The following is a 16013-nucleotide window of genomic DNA, read 5'->3' as shown; positions in this document are numbered from 1 at the left end:
GCCGCGGTGTCCGGGCCCGACGGCGGACACGTTCTCAGGGGCAGGCGTTCAGCGACGCCGGCGGCGCAGCCCGGCGGCGACGATCCGGCGCACGAGCTGACGGCTGTCGGTGGGCACCGCGCCCAGCGCGACCGCCCGCTCGTAGGCCTCGGCCGGGATGTCGTAGTGGTCGCCCTGGAAGGCCCGGCGCGGGATGTCCATGCCGGCGGCGAAGGCGTGCAGCTCCTCGTGGCTGACGTCGCTGACCAGGTGCGACCAGACCGTCCCGCGGTGCGGCCAGCGGGGAGGGTCGATCAGGATCACCCGGACACGGTACGCCGGGCGGGAATCGTTCCCGGCGGCGGGCGGTTGCCGCAGGCATGACGGTCGACGCAGGCAGGTACGGGGTGTGGCAGCGGGCGCAGGACTGGTCCACCGAGCTGGCGGTCGCCGCCGAGGAGGCCGGCTACGGCACCCTGTGGATCGGCGGCTCCCCCGACGGCCACCTCGGGCTCGCCGAGGAGCTGCTGGAGGCGACCGGGCAGGTGCTGGTCGGCACCAGCATCGTCAACGTGTGGAAGGACGACGCCGCGACCGTCGCCGCCTCCTACGCGCGCCTGGCCGAGCGCTTCCCCGGCCGCTTCCTGCTCGGTCTGGGCATCGGCCACCCCGAGGCCACCCGGGAGTACGCCTCGCCCTACCAGAGCCTGGTGACCTACCTCGACGAGCTGGACGCCGCCGGCGTGCCGGTGCAGGGGCGGGCGCTGGCCGCGCTCGGTCCCCGGGTGCTGCGGCTGGCCCGCGACCGGACGGCCGGCGCGCTGCCCTACCTGACCACGCCCGAGCACACCGCCCGGGCCCGGGCCGAGCTGGGCGAGGGGGTGTTCCTGGCCGCCGAGCACAAGGTCGCCCTCAACCCCGACCCGGCGGTGGCGCGCGAGCTGGCCCGGGGGGCCGTCGGGCCCTACCTGCGGCTGAGCAACTACACCCGCAACCTGCTCACGCTCGGCTTCACCGAGGACGACATCGCCGACGGCGGCAGCGACCGGCTGGTCGACGCGCTGGTGCACCAGGGCTCCGTGGAGTCGGTGGCCGAACGGCTGCAGCAGCACCTGGCCGCCGGCGCGGACCACGTGGCGGTGCACCCCCAGCTCGCGCCCGGGGACGACGCCCCGCGGCAGCTGCGCGAGCTCGCCGAGGCGCTGCGCAGCTGAGCCCGGGTGGGGCGGGCGCGGGCGGACGTCAGCCGACCGGCGCCCACTCCGGGCCGGTCTCGCCGAGCTTCTCGTCCAGCTTGCTGAACAGCGGGCTGGGCTTCTGCAGCGGGACGCCCGGGCGGATCGGGTGCCGGTGCCAGCGGGCCTGCTCCAGCGAGTAGTCCCCGGTCAGCACCGGGTAGTCCTCGCGTCCCTCCTCGCTCACCTCGCGGATCTCCGGCAGCGCGGCCCACACCCCGGAACCGCCGAGGGCCTCGAAGACCAGCTGGGCCGAGTGCGGCAGGAACGGGGTGAGCAGGGTGTTGCAGTCCGAGACCACCTGCAGCGCGGTGTGCAGCACCGTCTCGCGCCGGCTCGGGTCGTCCTTGAGCTTCCAGGGCTCGGTCTCGGACAGGTAGCGGTTGGCCAGCGTCACCACGCGCATCGCCTCGGTGATCGCCTGCTTCACGCGGTTGCGCGACAGCGCCTCCCCCACCGTGCCGAACGCGGCCTCGGCGGCGTCCAGCAGGGCGAGGTCCACCGGCTGCAGGTCGCCCGCGGCGGGGATCGCCCCGATGTTCTTGTGCGCCATCGACAGCGACCGGTTGACCAGGTTGCCCCACTCGTTGGCCAGCTCGGAGTTGATCCGGCGGACGAACTCGTCCCAGGTGAAGTCGGCGTCCTGGTTCTCCGGGCCCGCCACCGAGATGTAGTACCGCAGCGCGTCGGGGCCGAACTCGGCCAGGAACTCGCGCACGTAGATGACGGTGCCGCGGCTGGTGGAGAACTTCGAGCCGCTCATGGTCAGGAACTCGCTCGAGACGACCTCGCTGGGCAGGTCCAGCACCCCGAAGGCCCCCGGCTCACCACCGCGGTCGCCCTGGCCGTTGTGGCCCAGCAGGATGCCTGGCCAGATGACGGAGTGGAAGACGATGTTGTCCTTGCCCATGAAGTAGTAGCTGCGGGCCTCGGGGTCGGTCCACCAGGTCCGCCAGGCCTCCGGGTCGCCGCTGCGCACGGCCCACTCCACCGAGGCCGACAGGTAGCCGATGACCGCGTCGAACCACACGTAGAACCGCTTCATCGGCGCGTCGCGCCAGCCCTCCAGCGGCACCACGACACCCCAGTCGATGTCGCGGGTGATGGCGCGGGGGCGCAGGTCCTCGATCAGGTTGGAGGAGAACCGCAGCACGTTGGGACGCCAGTCGGTGCGGGTCTGCAGCCACTCGGTCAGCGCACCGGCCAGCGCCGGCAGGTCGAGGAAGAAGTGCTCGGTCTCGCGGAACTCCGGGGTCTCGCCGTTGATCTTGGAGCGCGGGTTCACCAGGTCGACCGGGTCGAGCTGGTTGCCGCAGTTGTCGCACTGGTCGCCCCGGGCGCCCTCGTAGCCGCAGATCGGGCAGGTGCCCTCGACGTAGCGGTCGGGCAGCGTCCGCCCGGTGGAGGGGCTGATGGCGCCCTGGGTGGTCTGCGACACGACGTAGCCGTTGCGGTGCAGGGCGGTGAAGATGTCCTGGGTCACCCGGGCGTGGTTGCCGGTGCCGGTGCGGGTGAACAGGTCGTAGGACAGCCCCAGCCCGCGCAGGTCCTCCACGATCATCCGGTGGTACTTGTCGGCGCACTCCTGGGCGGTCAGGCCCTCCTTCTCGGCCTGCACCAGGATGGGCGTCCCGTGCTCGTCGGTGCCGGAGACCATCAGCACGTCCTGGCCGCTCATCCGCAGGTAGCGGGCGAAGATGTCGGAGGGGACACCGAAACCGGACACGTGTCCGATGTGGCGCGGCCCGTTGGCGTAGGGCCAGGCCACGGCGACGAGGACGGGAGAGCTCATGGCGGCCACCCTATCCACCGGGCCACCCCCCTCCCGCCGCCTTCCGGCACCCCCGGACACCCGCCGTCCACCACCCCGTCGCCGGCCGGCCCCTTGCCCCTGCGGCGGGGCCCGGTCAGGATCGTCGCGTGACGAGCGGAGCAGGAGCCGAGGGGTCCACCACGCCGGCGCGGCGACCGGTGGTGGTGCTGGTCTCGCCCGACTCCGGCGAGGTGCTGCTGGAGGAGTTCGGGCGCTACCAGCGCGACTACGAGGTGCACCTGACGCGCTCGGTCGCGGAGGCGCTCGACCTGACGGCCCGGGTCGCCGACGAGGGCGGACGGATCGCCCTGTTCGTGCTCGACTCGGCGCTGCGGGACGGGGTCGAGCCGGTCCCCGTCGACGGGAGCGGCGGCTACCCGCACGCCGACACGGTGCTGGTCACCTTCGCCCGGCTCCGCTCGGTCGTGCCCACGGCCCGGCGGCTGGTGGTGGCGCACTGGTCGCGGTTCCGCGAGGACGCCGACACCCTGCGGGCGGGTCTGGCCAAGGGCAAGTACGACGGCTACCTGCTGATCCCGCGCGGGATGCGCGACGAGGAGTTCCACCAGGCCGTCAGCGAGCTGCTCTCGGACTGGAACGCCACCGTGGGCGGGCACGAGGTCGAGGCGCTGCGCATCGTCTCCGACGGCACCGACCCGCTCACCCTGGCCATCCGCGACTACCTGGACCGGATGGGGATGCCCCACCGCGTGCACCACCCCGGCAGCGAGACCGGTCGCGAGGTGCTGGCCCGCTGGACCGGCGGGCCGACGCTGCCGCTGGTCGACGCCTTCGAGCGCGGCACCTACGCCCCGCGCACGGTGCGCGACGTGGCCGTGGCCACCTTCGGGCGTCCGGAGAGCTTCGACCGCGAGCAGGTGGTCGACCTGCTCGTCGTCGGCGCCGGCCCCGCCGGGCTGGCGGCGGCGGTCTACGGCGCCTCCGAGGGGCTGAGCACCGTCGTGCTGGAGGCCGACGCGGTCGGCGGCCAGGCCGGCACCAGCTCGATGATCCGCAACTACCTCGGCTTCCCCCGCGGGGTCTCGGGGATGCGGCTGGCGCAGCGGGCCCGGCTGCAGGCGATCCGCTTCGGCACCCGCTTCCTGGCCGGCTGGGAGGTCACCGGCCTGGTCCCCGGCGAGCTCCTGCCCGACGGCGGCCGCAGCCCGCACCGCGTGCTGAGCGACGGCGGCGAGGTGCTGGCCCGGGCGGTCGTCGTCGCCACCGGCGTGCGGTACCGCCGGCTCGGGGTCCCGGCGGTGGAGGAGCTGGTGGGTCTCGGCGTGTTCTACGGCAGCGCCATGACCGCCGCCCGCGAGATGGAGGGCCAGGACGTCGTCGTGGTGGGCGGGGGCAACAGCGCGGGCCAGGCCGCGATCCACCTGGCCCGCTTCGCCCGCTCGGTGACGATCATGGTCCGCCGCCCGGACCTGCGCTCGACCATGTCGGACTACCTGGTCAACGAGATCGGGTGGAGCCCGCGGATCGCCGTGCAGCCCTGCTCGGAGGTGGTCGACGGGGGCGGCGACGGCCGGCTGCAGTGGCTGGACGTCCGCGACACGACCTCCGGCGCGGTCACCCGGCGCGAGGTCGGCGGGCTGTTCCTGCTGCTGGGCGCCGAGCCGCACTGCGGCTGGTTGCCCGAGCAGGTCGCCCTGGACGGGCGCGGCTTCGTGCTGACGGGCCGTGACGTGCCCCGGGAGGCCTGGCGCGACGGGCTGCCGCCGGAGAGCCTCGCCACCACCGTCCCCGGGGTGTTCGCCGCCGGCGACGTCCGGGCGGGCTCGATGAAGCGGGTGGCCGCGGCCAGCGGCGAGGGGGCCAGCGTGGTGCCCCTGGTGCACGCCTGGCTGGCCCCCGACGGCGGCTGAGAGCGCTCAGCCCGGCTCCGCGGCGGGCCGGTGCCGGGAGTTCAGCCGGGCGGCCTGGCGGGTCAGGTGGTCCCGCTCGGCCACGTCGGAGGCCCTCCTGGCCGCCTCCGCGTAGAGCCGGGCCGCCTGCTCCAGGTCGCCGTCGCGCTCGTGGAGGTAGGCCGACACCGCGGTGTGGCGGGGCAGCGAGGGGTCCAGCTCGGCCAGCGCCGCCAGTCCCGCCCGGGGCCCGTCGGCGTGGCCGACGGCCACCGCGCGGTTGAGCCGCGCCACCGGGTTGCCGGTGAGCCGGACGAGCTCGTCGTACCACTCCACGACCTGCACCCAGTCGGTCTCCTCGGCGGTGCGGGCATCGGCGTGCAGGGCGGCCACGGCGGCCTGGGCCTGGAACTCCCCCAGCCGGTCGCGGGCCAGCGCCGCCTGCAGGACCGCCACACCCTCGGCGATGGCGCCCGTGTCCCAGCGGCTGCGGTCCTGCTCGGCCAGCGGGACCAGGCGGCCCTCCGGTGTGGTGCGGGCGGCCCGGCGGGCGTGGTGCAGCAGCATCAGCGCGAGCAGCCCGGCCACCTCCGGGTGGTCGACGACGGACGCCAGCTGGCGGGTCAGGCGGATGGCCTCCGCGGCCAGGTCGACGTCCCCGGAGTAGCCCTCGTTGAAGACGAGGTAGAGCACGCGGAGCACGGTCGCGACGTCGCCCGGCTGGTCCAGCCGCACCCCGGCGACGGTGCGCTTGGCCCGGCTGATCCGCTGGGCCATGGTCGCCTCGGGCACCAGGTAGGCCCGGGCGATCTGGCGGGTGGTGAGGCCGCCGACGGCGCGCAGCGTGAGGGCCACCGCCGACGACGGGGACAGCGACGGGTGCGCGCACAGGAAGTAGAGCTGCAGCGTGTCGTCGGCCGTGGCGGCCGGGCCCGGCGGCGGCTCCTCGCCCAGCAGGTCCTCCCGCCGGCGCCGGGCGACGTCGGAGCGGGTGGCGTCCAGGAACCGCCGCCAGGCGACCGTGACCAGCCACCCCCGGGGGTCCCGCGGCGGGTCGTCGGGCCAGACCCGGACCGCCTCGACCAGGGCGTCCTGGACGGCGTCCTCGGCCGAGGCGAAGTCGGCTCCGCGGCGGACGAGGACACCGATCACGCCAGGAGTCAGGCGGCGCAGCAGCACCTCGTCCACCACGGTGCTCACTCCGAGACGGTGTGGTTCATGGTCAGGAAGGGCCGCACCTCCAGCCACTCGTGGATCGGCTTCCCACCGGCCCCCGGCGCAGCCGACAGCTCCCCCGCCAGCTCGATCGCGCGCTCGTAGCTGTCGACGTCGACCACCATCCAGCCGGCGATCAGGTCCTTGGTCTCGGGGAAGGGCCCGTCGGTGACCGGCGGTCGCCCCTCGCCGTCGTAGCGGACCCACGTCCCCTCCTGGGCCAGGGCCTGGCCGTCGACGAACTCGCCGGTCGACTCCAGCCGCTTCGCGAAGTCGTCCATGTACTTCAGGTGGGCCGAGACCTCCTCGGGGGTCCACCGGTCCATCGGCACGTCGTTCACCGCAGCCGGGTTGCCGCGGTAGTGCTTGAGCAGCAGGTACTTGGCCATGGTCGGTCCTCCTCGTGTGGTGCGACCCATCTTGGTCGCGCTCACCCCGGGGACGGAACCACCCGCCGGTTCTCGACATCGCCGGCCGCGCCGGTTCCAGAACCACGTCGCTCAAGCCCTTGCGTCCTGCTGCGGGGCCTCGGGAGGATGGGACCCACGCCACCGAGAGGACGTGCTCACCGACATGGCCGTCGAGACGATGCCCCACCACCCCAGCGAGGACGGATCCGGCACGACCGACCCGTTCGACGCCCACCGCTTCGACTACTCCCCCTGGTACTTCTGGCGCCAGGCCGGTGAGGACGAGCGCCGGGCCCAGCTCGAGCGGCAGGCCCGGGCGCTGGCGGCCCACCCGGGCTGGGCGCTGGGTGAGCGCTGCTTCCTCAGCGAGCTGGCCTCGCTGCAGGCCGAGACGCTGGTGCTCGGCGACCGCAGCTACGTGGCCGCCCACGCCTACCTGACCGACGACGTCCGGGCCGGCCGCGACTGCACGATCAACGCCTTCACCGTGGTCCGCGGCCGGGTGCGGCTCGGCGACGGCGTCCGGATCGGGGCGCACACGTCGCTGCTGGCCTTCAACCACACGATGACCGACCCCGACGTGGAGGTCTTCCGCCAGCCCATCACCAGCCGCGGCATCACCATCGGCGACGACGTGTGGATCGGCTCCCACGTCGTCGTCGTGGACGGCGTCACGGTGGGTGACAAGGCGATGCTCGCCGCCGGTGCGGTGGTGACCAAGGACGTCCCGGCCGGCGCGGTGGTGGGCGGCAACCCCGCCCGGGTGCTGCGCTGGCGCGTCCCGCCGGCGCCGGGGTCGGACGCCGCGCCGGCCACCACCGCCCCGCTGGCCGAGCGCCTCGCCGCCTTCGTCGACCGGGCCCGCAGCCAGGCCGCCGACGTGCTGCAGCGCAGCTGGGAGCCGACGCTGCCGGGCGGGCAGTTCGTCGACCGGCCCGGCGCCCGTCCCACCGTGCGCGCTCAGGCCGACGCCGTCGAGATCGCGGACCTGTTCCTCGGCAGCGCCCCGCCGCAGCTGGACGCCGCCACCCAGGCCGAGCGGCTGGCCGACTGGCAGGACCCGGTGACCGGCCTGGTGCCCGAGCTGGACGAGCACGGCAACCCGACGACCGCCGCGACCGACTGGCACGACGGGACGGCCGGCTACCACGTGCTCTCGGTCGGCTACGCCCTCGACGTGCTGGGCAGCACCTTCCCGCACCCGGTGCGCGCCATCACCGGACGCTCGGCCGACGAGCTGGTGTCGGCGCTCGACGCGCTGCCCTGGCACGGCCGCGCCTGGGGGTCCGGCGCCTGGGTCGACATGGTGGGCACCGCGCTGCGCTGGGACCTGCCCCGCGGCGTGCCGGGGGCCTCGCAGCAGCTGGCCACCCTGATGGGCTGGCTGCACCTGCGCGCCGACCGGAGCACCGGGATGTGGGGCACCTCCGACGGCAGCGACGCCATGCTCCAGGTGGTCAACGGCTTCTACCGGGCCTCGCGCGGCAGCTACGCCCAGTTCGGACTGGCGCTGCCCTACCCCGAGCGGGTGGTGGACACGGTGCTCGCCCACGCCGCCGACCCGCGCTGGTTCGCCCCCGAGCGGCAGAACGCCTGCAACGTGCTCGACGTCGCCCACCCGCTCTGGCTGGCCGGGCGCCAGACCTCGCACCGCCGTGCCGAGGTGGAGACGCTGGCCGCCCGGCTGCTCGGGGACGCGCTGGGCCACTGGACGGACGGCCAGGGCTTCGGCTTCCAGGCCCCGCACCCCAGCACCCGCGGCGTGCCGGCCACCGTGCCCGGTCTGCAGGGCACCGAGATGTGGTCGGCCATCGTGTGGCTGCTCGCGGACCTGGTCGGGCTCTCGGGCGTGCTGGGGTACCGGCCCCGCGGGGTGCACCGCCCCGAGCCCGCCGTGCTGGTGCCGCCGATCGGCTGAGCCCGGCCCCGCCCGGGCCGGCCCCCGGTCAGCCGACGTCGACCACGTCGCGTCCGCCGTCGGGCCACCGCACCTCGACGCCCCCCGGTCCCAGCCGGACCTCGGGCAGCGGCGGCTCCTCCTCGGCCAGCACGACGGCCACCGCGTGCAGCACGCCGGGTCGGACCGGGCCGACCGTCTCGGCCCAGGGCACGCGGAGCGCGGCGCCGAAGGGGTTCTCCGCCTCGTGCAGGGAGGAGCCGGTCCGCAGCTCGCCGAGCAGCGGGGTGACGGCGCTCACCGCCGGGGCCCGGTGCACGTCCCGGGTGGGGGTGGCCCAGCCCGACAGCACCAGGGTGGCCGCGGGCGGCGGCAGCCCCTCGTCGGTGCGCAGCCGCGCCAGCCGCACCTCGACCGGCCCGCGCAGCACCGACCAGGTCTGCAGCACCGCGCCCGGCACCGGCGTCAGGCGGTCGTCGGCGTCGAGCAGGACCACCTCGTGGGCGCTGCCGGCCACCCGGTCGCCCACCACCGTGGTGGTGAGCGGTCGCCGCTGCGACCAGCGGCCGGCCTCGTCGCGCAGAGCCACCAGGTTGTCGACCACGGGGACGCCCGGACGCGGGCTGCTGGGCACCGGTCCGGTGGCGCTGGAGTAGGCCAGCCGGCAGTACATCGGGTCCTCCGCGGCGGCTGCCGCACCGGAGTGGTCCACGCCGTGGTTGACCACCCTCACGACGCCGTCGCCCGAGCGGCCGACCAGCCAGCCCACCGGGCGGACCGCGGTGACTCCCTCGACGGCCGGCTCGTCGGGCTCGGGCTCGGTCCACACCGGGTGGTCGGCCGGCAGGGCCAGACCGGCGAAGCCCAGGCTGGCCCAGTACGGCGACCCGGGGCCGGAGTAGGGCTGGCGCATCGGCTCGTGGCGGCCGAACCAGCCAAGGCTCAGCAGGTCGTGCTCGTCGTAGCAGCCGTGCTCGACGAAGTGGCGCAGCGTGGCGCTGCCCACCTCACGGACCCGGCCCGGCGCCACGGTGTCCACGCCGAACAGCGGCCCGGCCCACAGCGCGCCGGTGGTGGCGAACCGGTAGACCAGCGACCGGCCCTGGAACAGCGGTGCCCCGTCGGTCCCGAACAGCTGCACCAGCTGGGGCAGCAGGTCGGACAGCCGGCGGCGGTACCGCTCCAGGGCGCCCTGCGGCGCCGCCTCGCCCAGGATGCGGCACCACCACAGCGAGAACAGCTGCATGACCCAGGCGTTGTACCAGTCGACGTTGCCCGCCCGGCCGTCCGGGCGCCCGTCGGTGTACCAGCCGTCGCCGAGGTAGCAGTCGTCGAGGTAGCCGACGTTCGCCGCGACCTCGGCCTCGTCGTGCGGACCGCCGACGGTGCGCAGGAAGGCCTGGGTGACGTTCTGGAACCAGCGCCAGTTGTTGTCGCCGTACTCCGCGCCGACCGAGCCGGCCAGCCAGTCGACCACCCGCTCCTGCACGCCGGGGGCCAGGTGGTCCCAGATCCGGGACCGGGTCTCGTGCAGGGCGATGGCCACCGCCGCCGCCTCCACCCGCGCCTGCCGGGTCTCCTCCAGCCGGGGCCAGCGGTCCGGGGCCGACGGGTCGGTCCCGGCCGCCAGCCCGCCGGCGTAGAAGCCGGCGTGGTCGTGGGGGTCGTCGTCGGAGCCGGCGAGCCGGAACCCGACGGTGAGGAAGGAGCGGGCGAAGCCCTCCAGCCCGTCGCTGGCCCGGCCCGCCGCCGAGGCCGGGCCGGGCAGGTCGAACCGTGCCCGGCCCGGGCTGGCCCAGCGCCGCAGCGCCAGCAGCGACAGGTCGGCTACCCGCTCGTGGTGCTCACGGGTCCACCCGGTGCGCGGTGAGCGGTGACGGTCCTGGCCCAGGTCCGCCACCGCCTCGGCGATCCGCGGCACCGCGCTCCCCCGGCCCGCTGCCGTGACGCTCACCGGGGTGCGCCGGCGCCGGTCTGCAGCTGCTCCTGGTACTCGGCCCGCATCTTGTCCCCGGCCTCGCTGCGCCAGGCGGCGACCAGCTCGGCCAGCTGCGAGAAGGGCTGCCGTCCCTGCACGATCTCGTTGGCCCCGTCGATGAACTTCTTGTCCGCCGGGGCGTTGTCCGTGGCCGCGGTGTTGGAGAACAGCCCCACCACCGGGTTCTCGATGCCGGTGGGGATGGCCTGCGACTGGTAGGCGTGCTGGTAGTCGGCGTCCTGCGGCCGGCCGGGCTGGTAGATGGTGTACGGGCTGTCGGCCAGGTAGCGGATCGGCAGCACGGTGTTCGTGGTGCCGGTCTTGGTGAGCACCGGGTTGCCGTCGGCGTCCTTCTCGTGGTCGACCCCCTCCTGCCCGAAGAGCCGGTACAGGTACTCCTCGGTGCCGAACGGGGCGGCCAGCCAGTTGAGCACCCGCAGGATCTCCTTGAGCCGCTCGGGGTCGTCCTGCTGCTTGATCATGGTGATCGAGAAGATGCCGCTGCCCAGGTGCCAGGGGGCCAGGTCGCTGCCGTCGCGGTTGTAGACCGGCATCAGCCCCAGCTCGAACTCCTCGTTGTCCTGGTTGTCGAGGATGTACTGGGTCCAGCCCGGGTAGCCGTCGTCGGCGTTGATGGCCACCGTGCCGGCGTTGAACAGCTGCTTGAACGGCTGCGCCGGGTTGAAGGAGTCCGGGTGCATGACGCCGGCCTTCCAGAACGCGATCATGTCGTTGAGCGTCTGGGCGTACTCCTCGGTCTCGTAGCGGTGGGTGAGGTTGCCGCCCTCCTCGCGCCAGACGTTGGGCTCGCCGTTCATCCGTCCCAGCACCGTGCGCGGCTGGTTCCACAGGCTGAAGGCCCAGCGCCGCTGCGCCGGGTCGGTCAGCGCCTTGGCGGTCTCGAGGAACTCCTCGTAGCCCTTGGGCTCGGCCGACACCCCGGCCTTGTCGAACAGGTCCTTGCGGATGAAGTGGTAGTTGCCCACCGCGCCGCGCGGGATCGGGATGCCGTAGATCCCGCCGTTGTAGACCGACGAGCGCCAGGTGCGGGTCGGGATGTTGGCCAGGTTCGGGTAGTCCTTGATGGCGTCCCCGGACAGGTGCTCGCTGAGGTCGGTGAAGCGCCGCTGCAGCAGCTGCGGCAGGTTCGCCACCGGCGGCGGGCTGCCGTTGGGGGTCTGCAGCATGTCGGGCAGCTCGTTGCCGGCGATGGTGGTGGCGAACTTCTGCTGGTAGTCGGCGTTGCTGACCATCTGCAGCTCCAGGTTGGTGCCCAGCCGCTCGTTCAGCCCCTGCCAGTAGGTGTTGCGGTCCGGGCCCGGCGGCACGGCGTAGTAGATGTTGGCCATCCCGCTGACCGAGCCGCCGCGGCCGGGTGTCTCCGGCACCGAGCGCGGGTTCTCGGAGGGGAAGTTGCGGAACGCCGGGTCCACACCCTCCTCGGTGCCCGGCAGGTCGGGCTCGAGACCCGTGTAGGGGATGTAGGTGGGCAGCACGGCGGCGTTGTTCACGGCCACCGAGTTGGTCTCGGCGCTCTTGCTGCCGTTGGAGCAGCCCGAGAGGCCGAGCCCCATCAGCAGGGCGGTACCGCTGGCTCCGGCGAGCACCTGGCGGCGGGTGAAGGCGACGGGTGACATGGGGATCCTCCTTGATCCGGAAGGCTTGTGGTTGGTCGGTGGGTGGGACGGTCAGCCCTTGACGGCGCCGATCATCACGCCCTTGGCGAAGTGGCGTTGCAGGAAGGGGTAGACGAGCAGGATCGGGACGACGGCGATCACGAGGATGGCCATCTGCAGCGACAGCTGCGGCGGCAGCGCCTCGGCCGGGCCGAGCTGGTCGCCGCCGATGGTGGTCTGGTTCACCACGAAGGTGCGCAGCACCAGGGCCATCGGCCACTTGTCGGTGGTCTGGATGTACAGCAGGGCGTTGAAGAAGGCGTTCCAGTAGGCGACGGCGTAGAAGAGCCCGATCACCGCGAGCACCGCCTTGGACAGCGGCAGCACGATCCGGACCAGGATGGTCGCGCTCGAGGCGCCGTCGATGGCGGCGGACTCGAACAGCTCCTGCGGCAGCTCCTGGAAGAAGGCCCGCATCACGATCACGTTGAAGGCGTTGATCATCACCGGCAGGATCAGCGACCAGTAGCTGTCGAGCAGGCCGAGCTCCTTGACCACCAGGTAGTTGGGGATGAGGCCCGGGGAGAACAGCACGGCACCCAGCAGCAGGATCACCATCGGCTTGGAGCCGAAGGAGCCGGAGCGGGAGAGCCAGTAGGCCAGCCCGGCGGTGGTGGCCAGCGACAGCAGCGTGCCCACCACGGTGATCAGGATCGAGATGATCATCGCCCGGGTGACCACGCCACCGGACAGCACCGCCTGGTAGGCGGTGAGGTCGATGCCGCCCGGCCACATCACCATGCCGCCGGCGGCGGCGTTGATGGTCTCCTGGCTGGCCAGCGAGGTGGCGATGATGGACCAGAAGGGGATGATCACCAGCGCCACCGAGATGGCCAGCGCGATGAACTTCAGGGCCTGGACGAGCAGGCTGGGCTTCTCCATCCAGACGGGGCGCCCGTTCGCCTGCTCGGGGCGGACGGTGTCGTCGCCGATGGTCGCCTGGTCGGTGCTCACTTCTCGTACACCCCTTTCTCGCCGAAGGCGTGGGCCAGCTTGTTGGCCCCGATCACCAGGAGGACCCCGACGACGCCCTTGACCAGGCCGACCGCGGCCGACAGGCCCCAGTCACCGCCGACGATCCCGTTGTTGAAGACGAAGGTGTCCAGCACCTCGCTGGCCGGCAGGCCCACCGGCCCCTGCTGCAGGATGATCTGCTCGAAGCCGACCGAGAGGCTGTTGCCCAGGCGCAGGATCAGCAGCAGGATGAACAGCCCCTTGATGGAGGGCAGCGTGATGTGCCACATCCGCTTCCAGGCGTTGGCCCCGTCGACGGCGGCCGCCTCGTACTGCTCCTGGTCGATGCGGGAGATGGCGGCCAGGAAGATGATCGTGCCCCAGCCGGCGTCCTTCCAGATCACCTGCGCGGTCAGCAGGGCCTTGAACAGCTCCGGCACCCCGATGATCTCCACGATCGGGAAGCCGTTCTGCAGCAGGAAGGTGTTGAGCATGCCGGCGTTGCCGAGCATCTGCTGGAACAGCGACACCACGATGACCCACGACAGGAAGTGGGGCAGGTAGAGGATCGACTGCAGCAGCCGCTTGAGCCGCTCCCCCGCCAGGCTGTTCAGCAGCAGGGCCAGGGCCAGCGGCACCGGGAACACCAGCACCGTCTGGATGACCGTCAGCACCAGCGTGTTGTAGAGCGCGGTGAGGAAGGCCGGGTTCGCCTCCCAGAGGAAGGAGAAGTTCTCCATCCCCACCCACTCCGACTCACCGATGCCCAGGTAGGGCTGGTAGTCCTGGAACGCGATCACGTTGCCCAGCAGCGGGACGTACTGGAACAGCAGCAGGGCCACCGCCCCGGGCAGGCCCAGCAGGACGAGCAGCTTGTCCCGCGACAGGCGCGCGAGCCGACGCGGCCGGGCGGCGGGAGCGGAGCTGTCGCCCCAGTCGATCGGTTCAGCTTGTAAGCGCTTGCTTGTCTGGTCGAGCGCCATGCGTGTTCTCACCTGCTTCGTCGGAGGTCGTTACGCGTCACGCCGGCCCGGTCCCGGGCTGCTCGGCTGTGAGGTGTGGTCAGTCAAGCCCATGGCGTCCGGCGGTGGCAAGAGGCTGCGGCAACTTGCCGCAAACTCCGCCCGCCGGACGCCGGCCGGTCAGCCGGTGAGCGACCGGAGGTAGGCCAGGTTGTCGGCGGTGCGCTGCTCCAGCGGCAGCTCGGTGGAGAAGTCCTCCAGGGTGACCCAGCCGTCGTAGCCGTGCTCGGCGAGCGCCCGCAGGTAGCCCTCGACGTCGGCCTGGCCGCCGCGCAGGGTGGCCCAGCCGAACTCCCAGTCCACCGTGCCGTCCTCGCGGGTGCCGCTGGGGCGCCAGGCCGCGTTCTTGACGTGCACGTGGGCCAGGTAGGGGCCCAGCAGCTGGAAGGCCCACCGGTGGTCCTCCTGGCCCTCGTTGAGCAAGTTCCCGAGGTCGTGGATGACCCCCACCGCGTCGGGGTCGAGGCCGTCCAGCAGCCGCACCGCGGCCGAGGCCGAGGCGGTCAGCGTGCGGTGGTGCAGCTCCACCAGCGCCTTGACGCCGTGCGCGGCGGCGCGCTCGGCCACCCAGGCGTAGGCCTCGCGGCAGCGCTGGAAGACCTCGGGGTAGGTCTCCCCCGCCGCGACGCCGGGCACCCCGACGCGGAGCTGCCGGGCGCCGACCGCCGCCGTGGCGGCGATCACCCGCTCGACGTCGTCGCGCTGGGTGCAGGGCACATAGGGGCACAGGCCCGAGATCTCCAGGCCCGCCTCGGAGGTGACCCGGGCCATCTCCTCCAGCGAGTCCTCCAGCCCGGTCAGCGGCCAGGTGGCGCGGTTGCCCCGCCAGAACCCGGTCTCCTCCGACGGCGGCTGGTCGACGACGCGCCACTCGATGCCCTCGTAGCCCTGGGCGGCGATGGTGCGGGCGGCCTCCTCGGGCGTCCACTCGGGGGTGGAGGCGGTGAAGACGGAGAACCTCATGCCGACACCCCCACCGGCTGCGCGCCGGGCACCACGGGCACGACGTCGTCGTGGACGCCGGCCAGCACGTCGTCGAAGCGCACCGGCTGGCCGAGCGTGGCCGAGACGTAGATGGAGCGGACCAGGGCCTGGGAGAGCAGCGCCTCCTGGGCGTCCACCAGCGGCGCGCGGCCCTCCAGCACGGCGGCGGCGATGTCGTCGAACTGGCGGGAGTGCCCGGCCACGAAACGGTCCTCGGAGTTGCGCGAGCCCGCGAACTCGTCGACCTCCTGCAGCGCGGCCTCGGCCTGGTTGCCGGTCACCTTCGCCTCGCGCAGGTTGTCGGCCACCTCGCCGTCGCCGCAGTGCAGGTAGCGCAGCTCGTCGTTGTCGATGATCGCCGAGCCCCGGGTGCCGTGCACCTGGACGCGGGTGGTCAGGCCGGGGTAGGCCGCGGTGGTGCAGAAGATCGTGGCCAGCGCCCCGGAGGCGAAGCGCACGGTGGCGGTGGCGGTGTCCTCGACCTCGACCCGCTCGTGGGCGAGCTGGGCGGTGTGGGCGAAGACCTCCTCGGGACGGCCGAGGTACCAGCGCAGCAGGTCGACGGTGTGCACGCCCTGGTTCATCACCGCACCGCCGCCGTCGAGGGCCCAGGTGCCGCGCCAGTCACCGGAGTCGTAGTAGCCCTGGCTGCGGTACCAGGCCATCGAGGCCACGCCGCAGGTGATGGTGCCGAGCCCCTCGGTGTCCACGGCGCGGCGGACGGCCACTGCACCGGGGTCGAAGCGGTGCTGGCTGATGACCGAGACGACCTGGCCGCGCTCGGCGGCCTGGGCGGCGCGCTCGGCGAAGCGGGCGCTCTTGGCCACGGTGACGTCCAGCGGCTTCTCGATCACCACGTGCAGCCCGGCGTCCAGGGCCAGCTCGGCGTGGTCGACGTGCAGCCCGCTCGGGGTGCACACCGACGCCAGGTCGGCACCGCCCGCGGCCAGCGCCGCGGCGAGGTCGTCGAACTGCTGCGGCGCGGAGCCGCCGTTCTCGA

13 protein-coding genes (1 of these 13 cut by a window edge) are annotated in these 16013 nt (G+C 73.3%); 3 read left to right on the top strand and 10 right to left on the bottom strand.

The window, feature by feature from the left end; all coding sequences use genetic code 11:
- Positions 1-48 precede the first annotated feature (48 nt).
- Positions 49-303, bottom strand: coding sequence for a DUF4031 domain-containing protein (locus GC722_RS10425; protein ID WP_331714673.1), 255 nt, complete (start codon positions 301-303; stop codon positions 49-51).
- Between the two features lie 56 nt (positions 304-359).
- Between GC722_RS10425 and GC722_RS10420 the strand changes: the two genes are divergently transcribed.
- Positions 360-1193: an LLM class F420-dependent oxidoreductase gene (locus GC722_RS10420; protein ID WP_156609984.1), complete on the top strand. Its 834-nt coding sequence runs from the start codon at positions 360-362 to the stop codon at positions 1191-1193.
- 28 nt (positions 1194-1221) lie between these two features.
- Here the strand turns inward: GC722_RS10420 and metG are convergent, their stop codons facing one another.
- Positions 1222-3006: a methionine--tRNA ligase gene (gene metG / locus GC722_RS10415; protein ID WP_156609983.1), complete on the bottom strand. Its 1785-nt coding sequence runs from the start codon at positions 3004-3006 to the stop codon at positions 1222-1224.
- Between the two features lie 128 nt (positions 3007-3134).
- Here metG and GC722_RS10410 point away from each other — a divergent pair, with 128 nt between their 5' ends.
- Positions 3135-4898, top strand: a complete 1764-nt coding sequence (locus GC722_RS10410) for an FAD-dependent oxidoreductase (protein WP_331714672.1) — start codon at positions 3135-3137, stop codon at positions 4896-4898.
- A 6-nt stretch (positions 4899-4904) separates the two neighbouring features.
- Here the strand turns inward: GC722_RS10410 and GC722_RS10405 are convergent, their stop codons facing one another.
- Positions 4905-6077, bottom strand: a complete 1173-nt coding sequence (locus GC722_RS10405) for an RNA polymerase sigma factor (protein WP_331714671.1) — start codon at positions 6075-6077, stop codon at positions 4905-4907.
- Positions 6074-6526 carry a YciI family protein gene (locus GC722_RS10400; protein WP_456298112.1) on the bottom strand — a complete coding sequence of 151 codons (453 nt, stop codon included), beginning with the start codon at positions 6524-6526 and terminating at the stop codon, positions 6074-6076. The genes GC722_RS10405 and GC722_RS10400 overlap by 4 nt, the downstream gene beginning before the upstream one ends.
- Before the next feature lie 127 nt (positions 6527-6653).
- On the opposite strand from GC722_RS10400, the gene GC722_RS10395 reads away from it, so the two are divergent.
- Complete coding sequence (locus tag GC722_RS10395; RefSeq protein ID WP_331714670.1) at positions 6654-8420, top strand: acyltransferase; 1767 nt, start codon at positions 6654-6656, stop codon at positions 8418-8420.
- Between the two features lie 28 nt (positions 8421-8448).
- Here GC722_RS10395 and GC722_RS10390 read toward each other — a convergent pair whose 3' ends face one another.
- From GC722_RS10390 to GC722_RS10365, 6 genes are all read right to left on the bottom strand, one after another.
- Entirely contained in the window at positions 8449-10353 is a 1905-nt protein-coding gene (locus GC722_RS10390; protein ID WP_197429986.1) for a DUF2264 domain-containing protein, read from the bottom strand.
- Positions 10350-12014, bottom strand: a complete 1665-nt coding sequence (locus tag GC722_RS10385; protein WP_156609981.1) for an extracellular solute-binding protein — start codon at positions 12012-12014, stop codon at positions 10350-10352. The genes GC722_RS10390 and GC722_RS10385 overlap by 4 nt, the downstream gene beginning before the upstream one ends.
- A gap of 51 nt (positions 12015-12065) precedes the next feature.
- Positions 12066-13007, bottom strand: coding sequence for a carbohydrate ABC transporter permease (locus GC722_RS10380; protein WP_331714669.1), 942 nt, complete (start codon positions 13005-13007; stop codon positions 12066-12068).
- Positions 13004-14002 carry an ABC transporter permease gene (locus GC722_RS10375; protein ID WP_331714668.1) on the bottom strand — a complete coding sequence of 333 codons (999 nt, stop codon included), beginning with the start codon at positions 14000-14002 and terminating at the stop codon, positions 13004-13006. Before GC722_RS10375 ends, GC722_RS10380 begins: the two co-directional genes overlap by 4 nt.
- A 147-nt stretch (positions 14003-14149) precedes the next feature.
- Positions 14150-14992 carry a sugar phosphate isomerase/epimerase family protein gene (locus tag GC722_RS10370; protein ID WP_156609979.1) on the bottom strand — a complete coding sequence of 281 codons (843 nt, stop codon included), beginning with the start codon at positions 14990-14992 and terminating at the stop codon, positions 14150-14152.
- A protein-coding gene (locus GC722_RS10365; RefSeq protein WP_156609978.1) for a Gfo/Idh/MocA family protein crosses the window boundary here: on the bottom strand, positions 14989-16013 show its 3' portion. Its footprint extends 52 nt past the window's final position; 1025 of the gene's 1077 nt are visible here — the last part of the coding sequence; its start codon lies beyond the right edge, outside the window; it ends in the stop codon at positions 14989-14991. The genes GC722_RS10370 and GC722_RS10365 overlap by 4 nt, the downstream gene beginning before the upstream one ends.

It is taken from the genome of Auraticoccus cholistanensis, assembly GCF_009742705.1.
Lineage (GTDB): Bacteria > Actinomycetota > Actinomycetes > Propionibacteriales > Propionibacteriaceae > Auraticoccus > Auraticoccus cholistanensis.
This window is presented reverse-complemented; position numbering and strand designations above follow the sequence as displayed.

Excerpts from the sequence above, each read along its gene's own strand:
- GC722_RS10420 (WP_156609984.1), top strand. The coding sequence starts at position 360 with ATGACGGTCGACGCAGGCAGGTACGGGGTGTGGCAGCGGGCGCAGGAC.
- GC722_RS10370 (WP_156609979.1), bottom strand. The coding sequence starts at position 14,992 with ATGAGGTTCTCCGTCTTCACCGCCTCCACCCCCGAGTGGACGCCCGAG.
- GC722_RS10385 (WP_156609981.1), bottom strand. The coding sequence starts at position 12,014 with ATGTCACCCGTCGCCTTCACCCGCCGCCAGGTGCTCGCCGGAGCCAGC.
- metG (WP_156609983.1), bottom strand. The coding sequence starts at position 3,006 with ATGAGCTCTCCCGTCCTCGTCGCCGTGGCCTGGCCCTACGCCAACGGG.